The 18,898-nt window shown below is 71.2% G+C and carries 18 protein-coding genes; 8 read left to right on the top strand and 10 right to left on the bottom strand.

Annotated features, from left to right (window positions below):
• Nucleotides 1-63: 63 nt before the first annotated feature.
• The 3 genes from HDC93_RS23510 to HDC93_RS23500 form a co-directional block, all read right to left on the bottom strand.
• Nucleotides 64-1,362: a DUF2637 domain-containing protein gene (locus HDC93_RS23510; RefSeq protein WP_185012820.1), complete on the bottom strand. Its 1,299-nt coding sequence runs from the start codon at nt 1,360-1,362 to the stop codon at nt 64-66.
• A 115-nt stretch (nt 1,363-1,477) separates the two neighbouring features.
• Entirely contained in the window at nt 1,478-2,404 is a 927-nt protein-coding gene (locus tag HDC93_RS23505; RefSeq protein WP_185012819.1) for a DUF3558 family protein, read from the bottom strand.
• A gap of 119 nt (nt 2,405-2,523) precedes the next feature.
• On the bottom strand, nt 2,524-3,342 hold the full coding sequence (locus HDC93_RS23500) for a DUF3558 domain-containing protein (RefSeq protein WP_185012818.1): 819 nt from the start codon (nt 3,340-3,342) through the stop codon (nt 2,524-2,526).
• Between the two features lie 171 nt (nt 3,343-3,513).
• Here HDC93_RS23500 and HDC93_RS23495 point away from each other — a divergent pair, with 171 nt between their 5' ends.
• Nucleotides 3,514-4,707: an RtcB family protein gene (locus tag HDC93_RS23495; protein ID WP_185012817.1), complete on the top strand. Its 1,194-nt coding sequence runs from the start codon at nt 3,514-3,516 to the stop codon at nt 4,705-4,707.
• A gap of 6 nt (nt 4,708-4,713) precedes the next feature.
• On the opposite strand, the gene HDC93_RS23490 is transcribed toward HDC93_RS23495, so the two are convergent.
• On the bottom strand, nt 4,714-5,490 hold the full coding sequence (locus HDC93_RS23490) for an SDR family NAD(P)-dependent oxidoreductase (protein ID WP_185012816.1): 777 nt from the start codon (nt 5,488-5,490) through the stop codon (nt 4,714-4,716).
• A gap of 126 nt (nt 5,491-5,616) precedes the next feature.
• Here HDC93_RS23490 and HDC93_RS23485 point away from each other — a divergent pair, with 126 nt between their 5' ends.
• Nucleotides 5,617-6,054 (top strand): ester cyclase, encoded by a 438-nt coding sequence (locus tag HDC93_RS23485; RefSeq protein WP_185012815.1) that lies wholly within the window; start codon nt 5,617-5,619, stop codon nt 6,052-6,054.
• Between the two features lie 17 nt (nt 6,055-6,071).
• On the opposite strand, the gene HDC93_RS23480 is transcribed toward HDC93_RS23485, so the two are convergent.
• Entirely contained in the window at nt 6,072-6,407 is a 336-nt protein-coding gene (locus HDC93_RS23480; RefSeq protein WP_030840287.1) for a YnfA family protein, read from the bottom strand.
• Nucleotides 6,408-6,646: 239 nt separating this feature from the next.
• Between HDC93_RS23480 and HDC93_RS23475 the strand changes: the two genes are divergently transcribed.
• The 4 genes from HDC93_RS23475 to HDC93_RS23460 all read left to right on the top strand — a co-directional run bounded on the left by HDC93_RS23475 (nt 6,647) and on the right by HDC93_RS23460 (nt 10,190).
• Complete coding sequence (locus tag HDC93_RS23475) at nt 6,647-6,793, top strand: hypothetical protein (RefSeq protein ID WP_311774608.1); 147 nt, start codon at nt 6,647-6,649, stop codon at nt 6,791-6,793.
• A gap of 64 nt (nt 6,794-6,857) precedes the next feature.
• Nucleotides 6,858-7,934 (top strand): LLM class flavin-dependent oxidoreductase, encoded by a 1,077-nt coding sequence (locus tag HDC93_RS23470; protein WP_185012814.1) that lies wholly within the window; start codon nt 6,858-6,860, stop codon nt 7,932-7,934.
• Between the two features lie 117 nt (nt 7,935-8,051).
• Nucleotides 8,052-8,771, top strand: a complete 720-nt coding sequence (locus HDC93_RS23465) for a response regulator transcription factor (RefSeq protein ID WP_185012813.1) — start codon at nt 8,052-8,054, stop codon at nt 8,769-8,771.
• Nucleotides 8,772-10,190, top strand: a complete 1,419-nt coding sequence (locus HDC93_RS23460; RefSeq protein WP_185012812.1) for a HAMP domain-containing sensor histidine kinase — start codon at nt 8,772-8,774, stop codon at nt 10,188-10,190.
• A gap of 80 nt (nt 10,191-10,270) precedes the next feature.
• Here HDC93_RS23460 and HDC93_RS23455 read toward each other — a convergent pair whose 3' ends face one another.
• The 5 genes from HDC93_RS23455 to HDC93_RS23435 form a co-directional block, all read right to left on the bottom strand.
• Nucleotides 10,271-10,702 carry a PPOX class F420-dependent oxidoreductase gene (locus tag HDC93_RS23455; protein ID WP_185012860.1) on the bottom strand — a complete coding sequence of 144 codons (432 nt, stop codon included), beginning with the start codon at nt 10,700-10,702 and terminating at the stop codon, nt 10,271-10,273.
• Nucleotides 10,703-10,707: 5 nt separating this feature from the next.
• Complete coding sequence (locus HDC93_RS23450) at nt 10,708-11,955, bottom strand: acetyl-CoA carboxylase biotin carboxylase subunit family protein (RefSeq protein ID WP_185012811.1); 1,248 nt, start codon at nt 11,953-11,955, stop codon at nt 10,708-10,710.
• 2 nt (nt 11,956-11,957) lie between these two features.
• Nucleotides 11,958-13,214, bottom strand: coding sequence for an ATP-grasp domain-containing protein (locus HDC93_RS23445; RefSeq protein WP_185012810.1), 1,257 nt, complete (start codon nt 13,212-13,214; stop codon nt 11,958-11,960).
• 95 nt (nt 13,215-13,309) lie between these two features.
• Nucleotides 13,310-14,539 carry an MFS transporter gene (locus tag HDC93_RS23440; protein WP_185012809.1) on the bottom strand — a complete coding sequence of 410 codons (1,230 nt, stop codon included), beginning with the start codon at nt 14,537-14,539 and terminating at the stop codon, nt 13,310-13,312.
• Nucleotides 14,540-14,546: 7 nt separating this feature from the next.
• Nucleotides 14,547-15,632, bottom strand: coding sequence for an ATP-grasp domain-containing protein (locus tag HDC93_RS23435; protein WP_311774607.1), 1,086 nt, complete (start codon nt 15,630-15,632; stop codon nt 14,547-14,549).
• A 338-nt stretch (nt 15,633-15,970) separates the two neighbouring features.
• On the opposite strand from HDC93_RS23435, the gene HDC93_RS23430 reads away from it, so the two are divergent.
• Both HDC93_RS23430 and HDC93_RS23425 read left to right on the top strand, forming a co-directional pair.
• Nucleotides 15,971-17,077, top strand: coding sequence for a helix-turn-helix transcriptional regulator (locus tag HDC93_RS23430; RefSeq protein WP_185012807.1), 1,107 nt, complete (start codon nt 15,971-15,973; stop codon nt 17,075-17,077).
• A 599-nt stretch (nt 17,078-17,676) separates the two neighbouring features.
• Entirely contained in the window at nt 17,677-18,711 is a 1,035-nt protein-coding gene (locus HDC93_RS23425; RefSeq protein ID WP_185012806.1) for a LuxR family transcriptional regulator, read from the top strand.
• Nucleotides 18,712-18,898 lie beyond the last annotated feature (187 nt).

The raw sequence follows: 18,898 nt of genomic DNA, 5'->3' as shown, positions 1-18,898 counted from the left end.
AACTGAGCCGTTTGCCGGCCGGGGCCCGGCGGCGGAACAAATGATTCCGAAATTGCCGCCCGGCTATGCGATGTGGTCCTCTTCCAGTTCCGCGTTGTGCCGGTTCGTGAAGCGGTTGACCATGCGCTTGGCATCCTCCGGCGGCAGGCCGATGCCGAACTCCGCCTCCACGTTGTCGATGAGCTCGCGCGGCGTGGGGTAGCTGCCGTTGATCGACTGCTTGAACACCTGGTAGAACGACTCCTCGTCCGGCTCCGGGGCGGGCGCGGAGCCGGGAGGCGGGGTGCCGCCGCCCTCGCCCAGTTCACGGGTGCGGCCCGGCCCCACCGGGATGGGGAAGCCGCCCGTGTCCTCCGGGGACGGGGCCTCGAGCGGCTGGTCCTCCAGGTACTGCTCGGCGTGCTGCTGCTCCGCGAACCACTGGGCGTACTGCTCCGGGTCGTAGGCCGGGTCGTAGCCACCCTGGTACGCGACCTCGCGCGGGGTGTTGAACCAGGGACTCTGGTCGGGTTCGGGCTCTGCTTCCAGGAACTCGGGAGCCGGAGCGGGGGCGCCGTCGAGCTCCAGGCGCTGCTCGCCGGGAGGCGTCGTCGCCCTACGCGGGGCGGGCTGGGAGGAAGCGGCGGGACCGCCCCCGGCCCGGGCGGGCGGGGCCGCCGCGTCCAGCGCCTGCTGGGGAGCCGGCGGGATCAGCGCCGGCTCGATACCCGCCGCCGCCAGCCCCGCAGGAGCCGTCTCGGCCAACGGCACCCCGTACCGCGCCAGCCGCAGCGGCATCAGGGACTCCACCGGAGCCTTCCTGCGCCACGACCGCCCGAACCGCGACCGCAGCCGCGCCTGGTAGACCAGCCGCTCCTGCTCCAGCTTGATGACCTGCTCGTAGGAGCGGAGCTCCCAGAGCTTCATACGGCGCCAGAGGAGGAACGTGGGGACGGGGGAGAGGAGCCAGCGGGTGAGGCGGACGCCTTCCATGTGCTTGTCGGCCGTGATGTCGGCGATACGGCCGATCGCGTGCCGGGCCGCCTCGACCGAGACCACGAACAAGATCGGGATCACCGCGTGCATGCCCACACCGAGCGGATCCGGCCACGCGGCCGCGCCGTTGAAGGCGATCGTCGCCGCGGTCAGCAGCCACGCCGTCTGGCGCAGCAGGGGGAACGGGATCCTGATCCAGGTGAGGAGCAGATCCAGGGCCAGCAGAACGCAGATGCCCGCGTCGATGCCGACCGGGAAGACGTAGGAGAAGTTCCCGAAGCCCTTCTTCAGCGCCAACTCGCGGACCGCCGCGTACGAACCGGCGAAGCCGATACCGGCGATGATCACGGCACCGGCCACGACCACGCCGATGAGAACGCGGTGCATCCGAGTCAGCTGCAGTGGCGCGGCCACCCGTACTCCCCTCCCCTTGCATGTTGTTGCGCGCAACAGGGTGGCACATGTGTGCGGAGAACGGGTGGCCGGTTCCCGTCGGAGATGCTCAGCTCTCCGACGCGGGCTTCTTCGACGGCGAGGTCGAGTCGTCCTTCGAGGGCTCGTCCGAGGCTTCCTCGGACGCGGACTTCGACGGCGACTTGGACGCGGACTTGGACGGGCTGCCGTCCGCCTTGCCGCCGCCCTTGCCGTTCGCCTCGGACACGGCGTCCACCGCCTCCTTGGCGGCCTTCTTCGCGTCCTTCAGCATGTCGGAGCCGCTCGGCGTCTTGTCGCCGGCCAGACCCGCGCCGTTGTAGTCGAGTGTGACCACGACGTTCTCGACGCGCGCCACGACCGTCTGCTGCTTGAAGGTGCCTTCCTTCTTCTTCAGGTCGTAGTGCACGGCCGTCGCCCGGTCGCCCGTGTCCGGGACCGGCTCCGTCTTGACGCCCTTCGCGCCCTCGACGGCCTGGGCCTCCTGCACCTGCTTGTCGAAGTACTCCTGGGCCAGCTTGTCGGCCGGGCCCCGGGTGACGTCCGACTCGAAGCGCAGCATCGACACGTTCAGCCAGCGGAACTGCGAGCCCTTCACGCCGTTGTTGTCGAGGCTGTTCCAGGAGCAGCGGCCCCGGGTCGAGATATCGTCCGACTTGCCCTCCTTGCCGGACTTGCCCTTCGGGACGAGGTCCTCCAGCGTCTTCTTCGAGAACGCCTTGCACGGTTCCGGAAGCTTGCCGTACGCCGCCGCCTGCACGGTCGGTGACGGGCTCGCGGACGCCGAAGCGGCGGCCTTCGCCGCCTTGTCCGTGCTGTCGCCGGAGCCGAGGTCCGAGGAGCAGCCGGCGGCGACCAGCATCACGGGGACGGCGGCCGCGCAGACAAGGACGCGGTTACGGCGCTTCGCTCGCTGGTCTCTCCCCCAGTGCCCGGCCGGCCTGGGAGGTGCCCCCACTTCTCGCTGTGCTCGTCGCTGCATGGTTCCTTCACTCATGACGCTCGTGGTTCCCTGCGGTCGGAACGGGTCCGAGTGGTCACCGTACGCGGTGAGGCAACGGTGTGTTCTTCCTTCGGGTGCTTTGCGGCTCTGCGTGAAGGGGCCGTGAAAGGGGCTCAGTCGCTCAGCGAATCCGCCAGCTGGGAGGCCAGTTTCTGCGCCCTGTCCTGCATTTCCTTGCTGTCCGGGACGACGCCGACGGTCGCCGGCTGCTCCGTGTACTCGATGGTCACGATGACGTTGGACGTGCGGAACGCCACAGTCACCGTCCGCTGCTTGGCCGTCGAACCGGAACTGCTGAGCCCGTCGTCGAGGAAGGCCTCGTCGCCGAGGTCCTCCAGTACCCGGGGCTGCAGTTCGGCCGGGGCGGCGGACACCGACGCCGAGGGCGAGGAGGAGCCGGACGTGGAGGGGGAGCCGCTCTTGGACGTGCTCGCACCGCCCGCCGGGGCGCTGCCGGTGACCGCCGTCTCGGTCGCGGTCGGCACGGGCAGGTGGGCTGAGGCCTCCTGCTCCGCGAAGAGCTGCTCGGCCTGGTTGTCGTCGCTGACGGCGTTGTCGTAGGAGACGACCCGCTCGAAGTCGACCAGCAGGTGGTCGGTGGCGTCCGGGGAGTCCACCTTCCAGCGGCAGCCGACCTTGCGGTCGGTGTCGAACGTGGTCGTGGGCTCGCCCTCGTAGGCCTTCTCGCGCTGCTCCTCGTCGCCGATCTTCCGGATGCCCGGGAGGAGTTCGTCGAGCGTGCTCTCGCCGACCTCGGCGCAGGGCTCGGGGAGCGTGCGGTAGCGGCCGGGCTCGGCGGCGGGCGATGCCGTGCCGGTGTCGCCCGGGTTGGAGCCGTCCGGCGTCCCCTCGTCGCCCGAGCCGCCGGTGCAGCCGGCCAGGACCGCCGCGAGGAGCACGGCGATACCGGGTACGTAGGCCTTCCGTTGCACGTGGTGGCCCCTCTCGACACGGATATTGGCTTGCCGCCCCAGGCCGGGCGATGAACACAATGTGTATCGCACGCACTGCCGTGAACGCCGGTCCGATTTCCCTTTCGTCGACCTTGGCTCCGGTATTTTCTGTTGAAGACTTGTGTTCGTTTGCGGGGGATTGAGGGTGTTATGTCGTATGTAGAGATACCTGGTGCGCAGGTACCGATACGGATGTGGGCCGACCCGGCCTCGGTCGAGGAGGGCGCGCTCCAGCAGCTGCGGAACGTGGCGACCCTGCCCTGGATCAAGGGCCTGGCCGTCATGCCCGACGTGCACTACGGCAAGGGCGCGACGGTCGGCTCGGTCATCGCGATGCGGGGTGCGGTGTGCCCGGCGGCGGTGGGGGTCGACATCGGCTGCGGAATGTCGGCGGTGAAGACGTCCCTGACGGCGAACGACCTGCCCGGCGACCTGTCCCGGCTGCGGTCGCGGATCGAGCAGGTGATTCCGGTGGGGCGCGGGATGCATGACGACCCGGTGGATCCGGGGCGGTTCCATGCAATGGCCACCGCCGGGTGGGACGACTTCTGGTCGCGGTTCGACGGGGTGGCGGAGGCGGTCAAGTTCCGTCAGGAACGTGCCATCAAGCAGATGGGAACGCTCGGCGGAGGAAACCACTTTGTCGAGGTGTGCACGGATACGACCGGTTCCGTCTGGCTGATGCTGCACTCCGGTTCCCGGAACATCGGCAAGGAACTGGCCGAGCACCACATCGGTGTGGCCCAGAAGCTCCCGCACAACCAGAACCTGGTCGACCGCGACCTCGCGGTGTTCGTCGCGGACACCCCGCAGATGGCGGCGTACCGCAACGACCTGTTCTGGGCGCAGGAGTACGCGAAGCGCAACCGCTCGATCATGATGGCGCTCCTGAAGGACGTGATCCGCAAGGAGTTCAAGAAGGCCAAGCCCACCTTCGAGCCGGAGATCAGCGCGCATCACAACTACGTGGCCGAGGAGCGCTACGACGGGATGGACCTGCTCGTGACCCGCAAGGGCGCGATCCGGGCCGGCTCCGGCGATTACGGGATCATCCCCGGCTCCATGGGCACGGGTTCGTACATCGTGAAGGGTCTCGGCAACGCCAAGTCCTTCAACTCGGCCTCGCACGGCGCGGGCCGGCGCATGAGCCGCAACGCGGCCAAGCGCCGGTTCACCACGAAGGACCTGGAGCAGCAGACCCAGGGCGTGGAGTGCCGCAAGGACTCCGGGGTCGTCGACGAGATCCCCGGCGCCTACAAGCCGATCGAGCAGGTCATCGACCAGCAGCGCGACCTCGTGGAGGTCGTGGCGCAGATCAAGCAGGTCGTCTGTGTGAAGGGCTGACCGGCGCTACGCGTCCCGGTGCACCTTCGTGTTGGACGCCTGGGCGCGGGGGCGCAGGACCAGGAGGTCGACGTTGACGTGGGCGGGGCGGGTGACCGCCCACGTGATCGTGTCGGCGACGTCGTCGGCCGTGAGGGGTTCGGCGACGCCCTGGTAGACCTTGGCCGCCTTCTCCTCGTCGCCGCCGAAGCGGGTCAGGGCGAACTCGTCCGTCTTGACCATGCCGGGGGCGACCTCGATGACCCGGACCGGCTGTCCGACGATCTCCAGGCGCAGGGTCTCAGCGAGGACGTGGGAGCCGTGCTTGGCGGCGACGTAGCCACCGCCGCCCTCGTAGGTGCCGTGGCCGGCGGTGGAGGAGACGACCACGACCGTGCCGTCGCCGCTCGCGATCAGCTTGGGCAGCAGGGCCTGGGTGAGGTTGAGGGTGCCGATGACGTTCGTCTCGTACATCTGCCGCCAGTCGGCCGGGTCGCCGGTCGCGACCGGGTCGGCGCCCAGCGCGCCGCCCGCGTTGTTGACCAGTACGCCGATCGTCTTGAACGCCGTGGCGAACTCGTCGACCGCGGCGCGGTCGGTGACGTCGAGGGTGTACGCCGTGGCCTGGTGGCCCGCCGCGGTGATCTCCTCGGCCAGGGCCTCGATGCGGTCCTTGCGGCGCGCGGTGAGGACGACGCGGTAGCCCGCCGCGGCGAGCTGCCGGGCCGTGGCGGCGCCGATCCCGCTGCTCGCACCCGTGACGACGGCGATGCGGGAGGCTGCGGGCGGGGCGGCGGTGGCCATGGGGTGCTCCTCGGGTCCTCGGGCGTGGGCGGGCCCGGCGTCCGCGTCGGGCCCGTGGCCAGGATAGGCGGGCCCTTCGGTGGGAGAATGAGGACGGGTGATCCTCTGTTCTCCCGGAGGTGGATCATGGGTGAGGCGCGCGAGGTCATGGACCGGCTCACGGACGCGGTCACCGCACACACCGATCTGAAGGCCGTCGGCGAGCTCTACGCCGAGGACGCGGTCGCCTTCACCCCCGACGAGGGGGAGCTGCGCGGGCGCGACTCGATCGTCGAGTACTGGCGGACGATGACCGAGGCGGTGCCCGGGGCGACGTTCGAGGTGCTGCACTCCTACGAGGCCGGGGACACGGCCATCGACGAGGGCATCTACCGCGGGTGGAACACCGGGCCGCTGGAGCTGCCCAACGGTGAGACGCTGCCGCCGACGCAGAAGGAGGTCCGGATCCGCGGGGTGGACATCGCCACCGTGCGGGACGGGCGGATCGTCGACTACCGCCTGTACTTCGACGAGATGGACTTCCTGGGGCAGTTGGGGCTGCTCCCGCCCGACGAGCCGCTCTGAGCCGGCCGAGGGGCCGGTCAGTTTCCCCGCGGGGCGTACATGATGACGGCCATGCCCGCGAGGCAGACCAGCGCGCCCGTGATGTCCCAGCGGTCCGGGCGGTAGCCGTCCGCGACCACGCCCCACAGGATCGAACCGGCGACGAAGATCCCGCCGTACGCGGCGAGGACCCGGCCGAAGTGGGCGTCGGGCTGGAAGGTCGCGACGAAGCCGTAGGCGCCGAGCGCGAGGACGCCGCCGGCCGCCCAGAGCCAGCCCTTGTTCTCGCGCACGCCCTGCCAGACGAGCCAGGCGCCGCCGATCTCGAGGAGCGCGGCGAGAACGAAGAGGGCGGCGGAGCGGAGCACGGACATGGCGGTCAGCTTCGCACGCCCGGGGACGGCCTCGTGCCGTCGGTTGCCGGCCGTCGGCCTCGGCCGTCATCCGTCGGACGTCATGTGTCAGCCGTCAGCCGTCGGACGTCAGCCGTCGGCCGTCAGCCGCCGTCAGCCGTCATGCGTCCGCTGTCTCTGCGTCGTAGCGTTCGCGGGCCTGTGCGACCTCGTCGAAGTGGTTCTCCGCCCAGTCCTTCCCGGGCGCCGACGAGGCGGTCGTGGCGGAGCTGGCCGGCGCGGTGGACCAGCTGGCGCCGACGGCCCGGAAGACGGGCGTGTTCGGGGAGCCGGTGCCCGAGGGCGCGGGTGCGTCGGCGTTCGAGCGGCTGCAGGCGCGGACCGGCAGGGACCCCCACTGGGAATAGCCCCCGGTCGGCCGCCGTTCTCCGGGTATGGTTGAACCGTAAACAACCTGGAGGGTGAGCGACCATGCAGTTCGGGATCTTCAGCGTCGGCGACGTCACGCCCGACCCGACCACCGGCCGGACACCGACCGAGCGCGAGCGGATCAAGGCCATGGTCGCCATCGCGCTGAAGGCCGAGGAGGCGGGGCTCGACGTCTTCGCGACCGGCGAGCACCACAACCCGCCCTTCGTGCCCTCGTCGCCGACCACGATGCTCGGCCACATCGCGGCCCGCACCGAGCGGCTGGTCCTCTCCACGGCCACGACCCTGATCACCACCAACGACCCGGTGAAGATCGCCGAGGACTTCGCGATGCTCCAGCACCTGGCCGACGGCCGGGTGGACCTGATGCTGGGCCGCGGGAACACCGGCCCGGTCTACCCGTGGTTCGGGCAGGACATCCGGCAGGGCATCAACCTCGCCGTCGAGAACTACGCCCTGCTGCACCGCCTGTGGCGCGAGGACGTCGTCGACTGGGAGGGCACGTTCCGCACGCCCCTGCAGGGCTTCACGGCCACGCCCCGCCCGCTGGACGGCGTACCGCCCTTCGTCTGGCACGGCTCCATCCGCTCCCCGGAGATCGCCGAGCAGGCCGCGTACTACGGCGACGGCTTCTTCCACAACAACATCTTCTGGCCGGCCGACCACACCAAGCGCATGGTCGAGCTGTACCGCACGCGCTACGCCCACCACGGCCACGGCACGCCCGAGCAGGCGATCGTCGGGCTCGGCGGGCACGTGTTCATGCGGAAGAACTCGCAGGACGCGGTGCGCGAGTTCCGGCCCTACTTCGACGTCGCGCCGGTGTACGGGCACGGGCCGACGCTGGAGGACTTCACGGAGCAGACGCCGCTGACCGTCGGCTCCCCGCAGCAGGTCGTCGAGAAGACGCTGGCCTTCCGCGAGTACGCCGGCGACTACCAGCGCCAGCTGTTCCTGATCGACCACGCCGGGCTGCCGCTGAAGACCGTGCTGGAGCAGATCGACCTGCTGGGCGAGGAGGTCGTGCCGGTGCTGCGCAAGGAGTTCGCCGTGGACCGCCCGGCCGACGTGCCGGACGCCCCGACGCACGCGTCCCGGCTCGCCGGCGACCGGCGGTGAGGGGACGGTAGGACCCGGCTCCCGGGTTGCCCGCCTCCTGGTGAGAGGGGAGTAAGAAGGACGCCCCGGCGCACCGCATACGGCCTGGGGAGCCGGGCGGCTTGGCACACTGGACGCGTGCCCCACACCGTGCTGCTCGCCGAAGACGACCGCGCCATCCGCAACGCCCTGGAGCGTGCCCTGACCCTGGAGGGCTACCAGGTCCTGGCGGTCGCCGACGGCGTCGAGGCGCTCGCGCAGGCCCACCGCAACCGCCCCGACGTGCTTCTCCTGGACGTGATGATGCCCGGCATCGACGGGCTCCAGGTGTGCCGGGTGCTGCGCGCCGAGGGCGACCGCACGCCGGTACTGATGCTGACGGCCCTCGTCGAGACGGCCGACCGGATCGCCGGACTGGACGCGGGCGCCGACGACTACGTGGTCAAGCCCTTCGACGTGGAGGAGGTCTTCGCCCGGCTGCGCGCCCTGCTGCGCCGCACCAGCCCGGTGGGCGCAGGCAACGCACCCGCGGCCGAGGCGCCCAAGGCGCTCCCGGAGCGGTTCATCGAGGCGGCCGGCATCCGCATGGACCCGCAGGCGCGCCGGGCCTGGCGCGGCGCGCGCGAGCTGGAACTGACCCGCACCGAGTTCGAGCTGCTGGAACTGCTGGTGCGCAACGCGGGCATCGTCCTCGACCACTCCACGATCTACGACCGCATCTGGGGCTACGACTTCGGGCCCGGCTCGAAGAACCTCGCCGTCTACGTCGGCTATCTGCGCCGCAAGCTCGACGAGCCGGACGCACCGCAGCTGATCCACACGGTGCGCGGCGTGGGTTACGTGCTGCGGGAGGACTGAGTGGGCCGCCTCCGTCGCCTGCCGGCCGGGCGGCGGCCGAAGCTGGTCTCGCTGCGCACCACGTTCGCCGTGTCGTTCGCGGCGGTGACGGCGGCCGTGACGATCCTGGTCGGCATCCTGTCCTACAGCGCCGCCGCCCGGCTGGTGCGGGTGGACCAGCAGACGGTCTTCGACGAGGTCGTGCAGGACCTGCGCGACGAGGTGCGGCAGAACCACATGACGCCCGGCGACTTCTCGTCCGCCGCGCCCGGCCACGACCTCGTACGGCCCGCCCGCACCGACGTGCAGGTGCTCGGCCCGGACGGGCACGTCGTCGACGCGGGCAGTCCGGGGCTGCCGGTCACCGGCACCGACGCGCGGATCGCCGCCGAGGAGCCGTCCGGGCAGGTGGTCGAGCACAAGGACGTCGACGTGGGCAGCGACGTCTACCGCGTCGCCACCGTCTCCCTCGGCGGCGGGCGGGGCGCCGTGCAAGTCGCGCAGGAGTTCAGCGATGTCGAGGACCTGCTGCGGGCGCTCCAGCAGCGGACGCTGGTGCTGATGGCCGCGGTGGTGATCGGCGCCGGGCTGTTCGGCTGGTGGCTGGCCCGGCGGATCACGCGCCGCCTGGTCGTGCTGACCGACGCCGCCGAGGACGTCGCGCGCACCCGCCGGCTGGGCATCCAGGTGCCGGTGGCCGGTCATGACGAGGTGGGCCGCCTCGGCCGGGCCTTCGACCGCATGCTGGGCCGGCTCGCGCAGTCCGAGGAGGACCAGCGCCGTCTGGTCCAGGACGCGGGCCACGAGCTGCGCACGCCGCTGACCTCGCTGCGTACGAACATCTCCCTGCTGCGCCGGATCGACGAACTCCCGCCTAAGGCCCGCGAGGAACTGGTCGCCGACCTGGGCCAGGAGGCCCGGGAGCTGACCGACCTGGTCAACGAGCTGGTGGATCTCGCGGCCGGGCAGTCCGACACCGAGCCGCCGCGCCGGGTGGACCTCGCCGACATCGCCGAGGAGGTGGCGGGGGTGGCCCGGCGCCGCAGCGGCCGGGAGATCCTTTTGCGCGCGAGTGGCGACACCACGACCGACGGACGGCCCGGGATGCTGACCCGGGCGCTGTCCAACCTCGTCGAGAACGCGGTGAAGTTCGACCAGGGCGGCAGGGCTCCCGTCGAGATCGTCGTCTCGGGGCCCGCCCGGCCCGGCACCATCCGGGTCGAGGTCCTCGACCGGGGCCCGGGCATCGCCGACAGCGACCTCACCCGGGTCTTCGACCGCTTCTACCGGGCCGCCGACGCCCGCTCCCTGCCGGGTTCCGGCCTGGGGCTGTCCATCGTCCGCGAGGTGGCCCTCGCGCACGGGGGAGCGCCCTTCGCGTTCCGGCGGGAGGGCGGCGGCACGGTCACCGGCTTCACGGTGGGCGGAGGCCTCGACTGACCGGCGGGCCTTCCGTCCGGCACACCGAGAACAACCACCGAACGCCGCTCCTTCCTCCGCGGAGATCCGTCAGAAGCCCCCTAGTCCGCGATGCCGCCGTACGCGAGGACCTCGTGCACCGTCGCCCGCACCAGGTACTCCCCGGGCACCGAGTTGCGTGCCCCGTACCGCTCGGCCAGGTCCTCGCCCATGTAGCGGGCGCCGATGCGGGTCGCCCAGTGGCGCAGCTCCTCGGGATCCTCGGTGAGCCGCGCCGTGCAGTCGAGCATCACGTAGCTGTAGGGCGGCTCCTGGTCGTCCACGCACAGCGCGAACCGCGGGGAGCGCAGCAGCGCCCTGGCCTTGAGGGAGGCGTGCCAGGTGGTGAACAGGAGCTGCGGTTCGCCGTCCGGGGTGTCGTCCAGGAGGAACCACACCGGGGTGACGTGGGGCCGTCCGTCCTTGCGGTGGGTCGCCAGCTTCCCCGTGCGGGTGCCGGTGCGGACGAACGACCTCCACTGCCCTTCGTTCATCGGCCTCACGCGGCGACCGTCTCCGCCGCCGGAATCGCCACCGCCGACACCCGGAACCCGCTCGCGGTCTTCTTCAGCGCGGCCTCCACCTCCCCGCTGGCGCGCCCGCGGAAGCGGAACCGGCCGCCGACGTGCTCGTAGTAGGCGTCCGCGAGCGGCAGGACCTCGCCCACGTCGAGCAGGGCTTCGGCGTAGGGGCCGGGGGTGCGGCCGGTCATCGGCGTGACCTCGGTGATGCGGCAGGGGCGCGCGGCCGGGGCCGGGATCAGGAGGTAGCCGCCGAACTCGCGGTCCGGCTTCGGCGCGCCGGGTGGCAGGGGGCGGCCCAGCTGGAACCGGAAGGCCGCGTGCATCAGGTCGTAGTCGTGCACCTCGCGCCACACGAAGGCGATCTCGGCGCCGCCGACCCGCGCCCCGACCTCCAGGAAGCTGACGTGCGGCCGGCCCGCGACGGGGTCGACGAACACCTCCAGATGGAAGACGGTCGCCTGCCGGGTCAGGGCCTTCAGAGCCTCGACGGCGTAGGCGCCGATCGCCGCGAGGACCCCCTCGTCGTCCTCCTCGACCGAGCCGAGGAAGCTGCCCGTGCGGAAGCCCAGGCAGGTGTTGACGTACCGGGACGCGGTCCAGTGCAGCAGCTCGGAGCCGGTGAAGACGCCGTCGACGTGGTAGATCCGGCCCGCCTGGAAGCGCTGCACGAGCAGCTGTTCGCCGGTGAAGTCCAGCCGGGGTACGTCCTCGGGGCCGTCGAGCCGTACGACGCCCTCGCTGCAACTGCCCCGGGTGGGCTTCACCACGAGCGGCCAGCCGTGCGTCCGGCCGAAGTCCACGACGGTGCGGGCGTCGGGCGCCAGGGCGAAGTCCGGTACGTCGAGACCGGCTTCGGCGACGGCGGTGGCCATCAGGAACTTGTCGCGGAACGGCTCCAGGAACTCCGTGCGCGGGCCCGGGCAGTCCCACTCCTCGCGCAGGGCCGCCGCGACCAGCAGGTCGTCCTCCTTGAGGGCGACGATGCCCTGCGGCGGTCCGTACCGGGCGGCCAGCAGCCGGGTCGCGGCGCGTACCGCGTCCAGGTCGTCGGTGCGCTCGACCAGGACGACGTCGACAGCGGCCTCCGGTACCGAGGGCAGGCCGACCTCGGTGGTGATGTACGAGACGTGGTGGGTGTCGTGGTCCACGTACGCGGCGTAGCGGGCGTAGCTCTCGCGCCAGCGGTTGATGACCACGAGGTGCGGCTTCGGGGCGCGGGCCATGCTCACTCCTGACCGGCCAGCTCGTACATGCCCTCGCCGTCGAGGTAGTGGATGGTGCCGATGTCGCGCATCACGACCTCCTCCATCTCGTGGAAGAGCCGCACGAAGCCGACGTAGGTCATGTCGTCGGTGGTGGGCACGATCTCGCCGCCGACGGGGACGAACTGCGAGAAGTCGTAGAAGCTCTCCAGCTTCTTGATGTCCTCGATGTGGCGCAGTCCGGCGAGCCGGCCGGTGGTCGGGGAGACCAGGCCGACGGAGGCGAAGTGCTGCTTGATCGTGTAGTCCTGGGCGTGGCGGGCCTGGAAGCGCTCGGGCCGGACGTAGGCGTCGACGGCCCAGTCGAAGGGGGACTCGCCGGTGGCGTGACGGACGTAGTACGGCAGGTCGCCGCCGCAGATCCGGGCGCCCATCTCGATCAGCACCGGCCCCTCGGGGGTGAGCTTCAGCTCGATGTGGGCGGGGCCGTGCCGCACGCCGAGGGCGTCCAGGACGCTCAGCGCGTAGGGGACCAGCCGGTCCTGCACGTCGCCGCGACGGGGCAGCAGGTAGACGGAGTTGGAGATGTCGTGCACGCCGTTCACCGAGATGCGGGTGGTGGCGATGATGTCGGTGATGTGGTGGCGGCCGTCCCGGCTGACGGTGTTGACCATGTACTCGCCGCCGTAGAGGTACTCCTGGGCGACGACGCCCTCGTTGCGCTGCGAGAACAGGTTGTCGGCGCCGGTGAGTTCGCGGAAGGCGGCGGCGCTGTCCTGCGGGGTGTCGCAGAACCGGATGCCGTCGTTGCCGGCGCTGGACAGGGGCTTCACGACGACGCGGCCGCCGTGCTCCGCGTGCCAGGCCTCCAGTTCGTCGGCGCTGGTGGCCAGCAGCTGGCGGGCGCCGCGCAGCCCGGCCGCCTTGATCGTCTCGATCATCGTGAACTTGTCGCGGCGGGCCTTGCTGAGGGCGGTGCCGTTGGTGGGCAGGCCCAGCGCCTCGCTGAGCCGGTCGGCGAACTCCACGCCGAACTCGTGCCCGGCCATGACGGCGACCGGCTCGTAGGCGCTCACCCGGCGCAGGGTGTCCTCGAAGTCCCCGTGGTGGACGATGTTGTCCGCGTAGAGGGACAGGTCGAGCGAGGAGGCGAAGGCCGCCGGCTGCTCGGGGGCGCTCTGCACGCGCACGCACTCATAGCCGGCGTCGCGGAACTCCGGCGGGTAGAACCGCGCCGTGCCGAAGGCGTCGACGAGGACGACGTGACCCTTGGTGCTCATCCACTGCTCCTTGATGCGTCAGGGGGGTGTGAGGTGGGGCGGGCGGCGGGCCCGCGGAATGCCGACGGGGCTCGTGCGGGCGGCCGTGCGGCGGCTCAGGCCTTCGCTTCGGCCAGGGCGGCGTGGTCCGGCTCGGGCGCGGTGCTCCCGGCGGGGCGGCGGCCCAGCCAGAGATGTCCGGTGAAGGCCAGGGCGGACAGGGCGGCACCGGCCAGGCCGATGACCACGAAGGCCCAGCGGGGGCCGGCCGAGTCCTGGACCGCGCCGGACAGGGCGGGTCCGAAGCTGTTGCCGACGGTGAGGGCGGCGCTGTAGCAGCCCATGACGACGCCGCGGGAGCCTTCCGGGGCGAGGGCGCTTGCCGCGCTGCCGGTGGAGGCGAACGCGGGGGAGCACAAGGCCGCCGGGAGCACCATGGCGAGGCAGAGCAGCCGCCAGTCGCCGGTCGCGAAGCCGCCGACGACGGTGGTGAGGCCGACCAGGCCGGCGATGACGGCGAAGCCGGGCGGGCGCTTGACGGTGCCGTAGACGAGGGCGCCGATCAGCGAGCAGAACCCGCAGACGGTCAGCACCAGGCCGGAGAACTCCATCTGGCCCGCGTGGCGCAGTCCGCCGACGATGGCCGTCTCGTACCCGGCGGTGGCCAGGGTGGTGGCGGTGGTCGCCATGAGGACGGGCACCAGGGCGGGCGAGAACCACTGCCGGAACGTCGGCTTCGGCGGCTGGGCGCCGGTGGCGGCCGGGGAGGTGGTCGCCTTCACCACCGGGTCGAGCACGGCGAGTCCGAGCCCCGCGAGGCTGATGATGACGCCGAGCCCGCGCATGGAGGCCGTGCTGGAGACGGCGGTGGCGACGGTGACGCCGAGGGCCGGGCCCACCATGTACGAGATGTTGGAGGTCATGGCGTCCAGGGCGAAGGCCGCGTTGCGGTCCTCGTCGGGGATCGCCACCGCCAGCCGCAGCCGCACCAGGGCGAAGCCGGGCAGGTTGAGCAGCCCGACCGCGAGCGCGCCGGCGATCAGCCCCTCGTAGGGCAGCAGCGGGCCCAGGCCCCAGAACAGCACCTGGGCGGCGACCGAGGCCAGCAGCACCGGGCGGGCTCCGTGGCGGTCCATCATGCGGCCCTGGAGGGGACCGCCGATGCCCACGCCGACCGTCCAGGCCGTGATGACCAGTCCGGCGGCGCCGAACCCGCGGTCCAGGCCGAGGACCACCGCGAGGTTCAGGACGACGGGGATCGCCACCACGGCGATCTTGGAGAACAGGCCCAGGAGCATCAGCGATCCGATGCCCTGGTGGGCCAGCACCTTGCGATACATTTTCATGTTCATGTCATTGAACCGGTTCCGTCGGATCGGGCACGGCGGCCCCCACGGCCCGCGCGATCTGCGCCAGGAGCGCCTCGTCGGTGAACCGGTGCCGCCGCCACAACGAGGCGAGCCTGCCGGGCAGTTCCGGCCGGTCCTCGAGTGCGCAGGTGAGGATGATGTTGGGGTGCCGTACCCCGTCGATGGTGAGGGTCTGGGTGCGGACGACGTCCAGCTCGCGCGTGGCGTCCCGGACGAACTCCGGTGTGGGGTCGTGGATCGGGAACTGCAGGCACACCTGCCGGACGGGTGCCACGGCCGGCACCGCGGGCGCGGGCCAGCTGCCGTCCAGGATCGACAGCAGGCAGTCGTAGGTGTTGAAACCGGACGCGGCGATGCAGGGGGTGGTGGTGCCGGTGACCCGGGGGTTGATCTCCAGGATCTTGTAACGCCCGTCCTGGTAGATCATGTCGATCCCGATGGCGCCCTGAAGGTCCAGCGCGCGGCACAGCGCCTGGAGCTTCTCGGCGACGGGCGCGAACGCCTCGTCGTGCCCGGGGCGCGGGGCGGCGTAGCGCAGCCGGCCGAAGTTGAAGACCGGTCCGGCCTCGGCCGGGCCCTGCCAGACCCGGGGCTGCACCACGTAGGAACCGCGGGCGCCCACGACTTCCACCGAGCAGATCTCCCCGGAGACGCACTGCTCCAGAATGAAATTGCCGTCGTGCGGCCGGGCCAGATGGTCCTGCAGTTCGCTCTCGTCGGATATCGCCACCATGCCGACGCCCATGCAGTCCCACAACGGCTTGCTGATCAACGGGTATCCGAGGTCGGAAGCCTGCATCAGAATGGAGTCGACATAGGCGGGGATCCGCAGTCCGCGGCCGGCCAGCACATCGCTGTCGACGAGGATGCCGCCGGGTATGTCGAAGCCGTGGTCCCGCAGCAGGCCCTTCGTCTCCCACTTGTTGGAGCCGACGTGCACGGCCGCCAGGCTGTGGCCGACCATGGGAATGCCGACGGGTTCCAGGATCCGCTTCACCACCGCGTCACGCAGGGCGTTCTCGTCCGCGATGGACAGCGACACCACGCCGTCGGCGGACCAGTCGATCACCTTCTTGGCGAGCTCCGCCGGCGAGATGTCACCGGGCAGCTTCTCGGCCGCACCCGGAAAGTCGTCCGGTCCGCAATCGCCGTCCGTGTAAAAGAGTTTTGCTTCAATTCCCTCCCGTTCGAACCTCGACTCAAGACGTGTGAGATAAGGCTTGGTCTGCTGAATCTCGATGGATCGCAGGAAAGCGATTCGGCGCATTCTTCACCCTTTCGGGGGGCCATGGCCGCACAGCCATGCCGATTCGTGCAGCGCGATACGAGGATTCTGGCAGCGTTCCCGCGCCGAGCAGAGAGATAATCGGTGGCCCAAGGTGGCCTGACCGGAAGAGGAAGCCGACGATGGAGCGTTCGGGAACACAGCAGCGGGAGCCGGAACCGGTGCTCCGGCAGGGCTCGCTGCTGCTCTACGAGTGGACCCTGCGCCACGGCACGCTCCGCGACCCCGGCGAGGCCGCCCGGGAACTGGGGCTCTCCGAAGGGGAGTTGAGCATAGCCCTCGACGACCTGGCACGGCACGGCCTGCTCCAGCGGCTCGGTGGCGATGACGTGTGGACGCCGGTGGACCCGACCGTCGCGGAGGTGACCGCGCGGGCCCCGCTGGAGCGCGAGATACGCGAGCGGCAGCGGGAGCTGACCCGGCTGCACACCCGGCTGAGGCCGCTCGCCGCGCTGTTCGCCGAGCACTCCCGCAGCGGGCGCAGGACCGACCGGCTCCGGCAGGTGGACAACCCCGCCGAGGTGCGGCGGGAGCTGTCGGCGATGACCCGGCTGTGCATGGAGGAGATGGTCAGCATCCAGCCCGGCGGCGGCCGCAGCCCGAACACGCTGCACGGGATCGTCGCCGAGAGCGTCGGGATGCTGGAGCGGGGGGTGCGGGTGCGCACGCTCTACCAGCACACGGCCCGGGCGAGCCTCACGACGCAGACCTATGTCCGTGCCGTGTCGGCGGCGGGCGCGCAGATCCGCACCACCGCCGAGGTGTTCGACCGGGTCATCATCTTCGACCGGGAGACCGCGTTCGTTCCGCAGCCCCGGGTCGAGGGACGCCCGCCGGGCGCGTCGATCGTCACCGACCCGACCGTCGTGGGGTTCCTGTACCGGATGTTCGAGACGCTGTGGCGGTCCGGCCGGCCGTTCGACCTCGACGAGATGCACGGCGGACGGCTCACCGAGCAGGGCGAGACCGCCCAGGACCGGCTGGCCTCCGACGATCTGAAACTGGCCATCCTGCGGCTGATGGCGGCCGGCCTCAAGGACGACGTGATCGCCCGCCGCCTCGGCATGGCCCCGCGCACCCTGCGCCGTCACCTGCGGGACATCACCGACGAACTCGACGCCGAGAGCAGGTTCCAGGCCGGATACCGGGCCTGGCGCCTGGGGTTGCCCCTGGAGGACGGGGCCGCGGACGGGGATCCCGAGGACCGGACGGTGGACGGGTCGGCCTGACCGAAGGAGGGCCGGACGGTGGACGGGTCGGCCTGACCGGAGGAGGGCCGGGCGGTGGGTGGGTTGGCGTGACCGGAGGAGGATCGGACGGTGGACGGGTCGGCCTGACCGGAGGAGGGCCGGACGGTGGGTGGGTTGGCGTGACCGGAGGAGGATCGGACGGTGGACGGGTCGGCCTGACCGGAGGAGGGCCGGACGGTGGGTGGGTTGGCATGACCGGAGGAGGGCCGGACGGTGGACGGGTTGGCCTGACCGGAGGAGGGCCGGACGGTGGGCGGGTTGGCGTGACCGGAGGAGGGCCGGACGGTGGGTGGGTTGGCCTGACCGGAGGAGGGCCGGACGGTGGACGGGTTGGCCTGACCGGAGGAGGGCCGGACGGTGGGTGGGTTGGCGTGACCGGAGGAGGGCCGGACGGTGGGCGGGTTGGCCTGACTGGAAGAGGGCCGGACGGTGGGCGGGTTGGCCTGACCGGAAGTCGCCCCCGCCCGCGGAAATATTGCCCGGGTATCACGCTGCGCGATTGTCTGCACGCGGACAGATGGGAAGGGTTACACTCTCGCGGGTTTGCGACTACCGACCTCACTCCGGGGGAGTTGGCGATGAGTCCAGCAAAGTCCGTGGTCCCGATACCCAGCACCAAAGCCCGCTCGACGTATGTCGAGTTGCTCCGCAAGGAATGGCACGGGCAGTCGGGCAGCAGTGCCGATCCGGTCCGCCGGGAGGGCTGCGACCTCGACGAGGGCACGCTCGGCGAGCTGTTGGCGATGGGCATGGTCAGTCAGGATCCGGCCGCACCCGAGCAGGTGTCCGTCGTCGACCCCGGCGTGGTGGAGGCCCGGCTCGGGGCGCTGCTGCGGTCCGCGGCCCTGACGATGCTGGACGAGGCCCGCAGCCTGACCGACCTGTTGCAGCCCCTGATCGCCGAGTCGCGCAAGGGCCCGCGCCCGCAGGACGGCGAGCCCATCGTCCGTATCGAGGGCAAGGCCGCGATCAGCGCGATCGTCAACGAGTCGGTGCAGCAGGCCACCAAGGAGCTGTTCACCGCGCAGCCCGGCGGCGGTCGGCCCAAGGACACTCTGGAGAAGGTGCGGATGCAGACGGCCGAGCTGCTCGGCCGCGGTGTGGAGGTCCGCACGCTGTACCAGCACACGGCCTGGCACGACAGCCCGACCCGGCAGTACGTGGCCGACATGACCGCGCTCGGCGCCCAGGTGCGCACCATGGACGAGCTGTTCGACCGGCTGATCGTCATCGACCGCAGCGTGGCGTTCATCCCGGCCGACAACGAACGCGACCAGGCGGTGATCATCCGGGAGCCGGCCGTCGTACGGTTCCTCGTGGGCGTGTTCGAGCGCAACTGGCTGCGGGCGAAGCCGTTCGAGGGCTCCCGCACACCGAACGAGTCCAGCCACATCAGCGGGGTGCTGCGCGAGACCATCATCCGCTGCCTGATCAACGGCGACAGCGACACCGCGATCGCCAAGCGAATCGGTCTGAGCACCCGGGCCTACGCCACGCACCTCGCCAAGCTGAAGTCCGAGCTCAAGGCGGAGACCCGGTTCCAGCTCGGCTACCAGCTGGGCATGCTGGCGGCCCGTTCGGTCGCGGAACCGGGAGACATGGCCGGGCTGTGAGCCACCGGCACGGAAGAAGGCCGCGAGCGGAGGGACGCTCGCGGTCTTCGGCACGTGAACAGGGCCGCGAGCGGGAGGAGACTCGCGGCCCTGAAGAGTGAGGCGTTCGGTCAGACTGCGGTGGGCTCGGCCGGCCGCGGTTCCGTCGGCCGGTTCCCGGCGATGGGCTCGGGCTGCGGTTCCTCCG

It is taken from the genome of Streptomyces sp. AK010, assembly GCF_014207295.1.
GTDB classification, from domain to species: Bacteria; Actinomycetota; Actinomycetes; order Streptomycetales; family Streptomycetaceae; genus Streptomyces; species Streptomyces massasporeus.
Note: the sequence above shows the minus strand (reverse complement) of the source record. Positions and strands in the feature narration are given on the sequence as shown.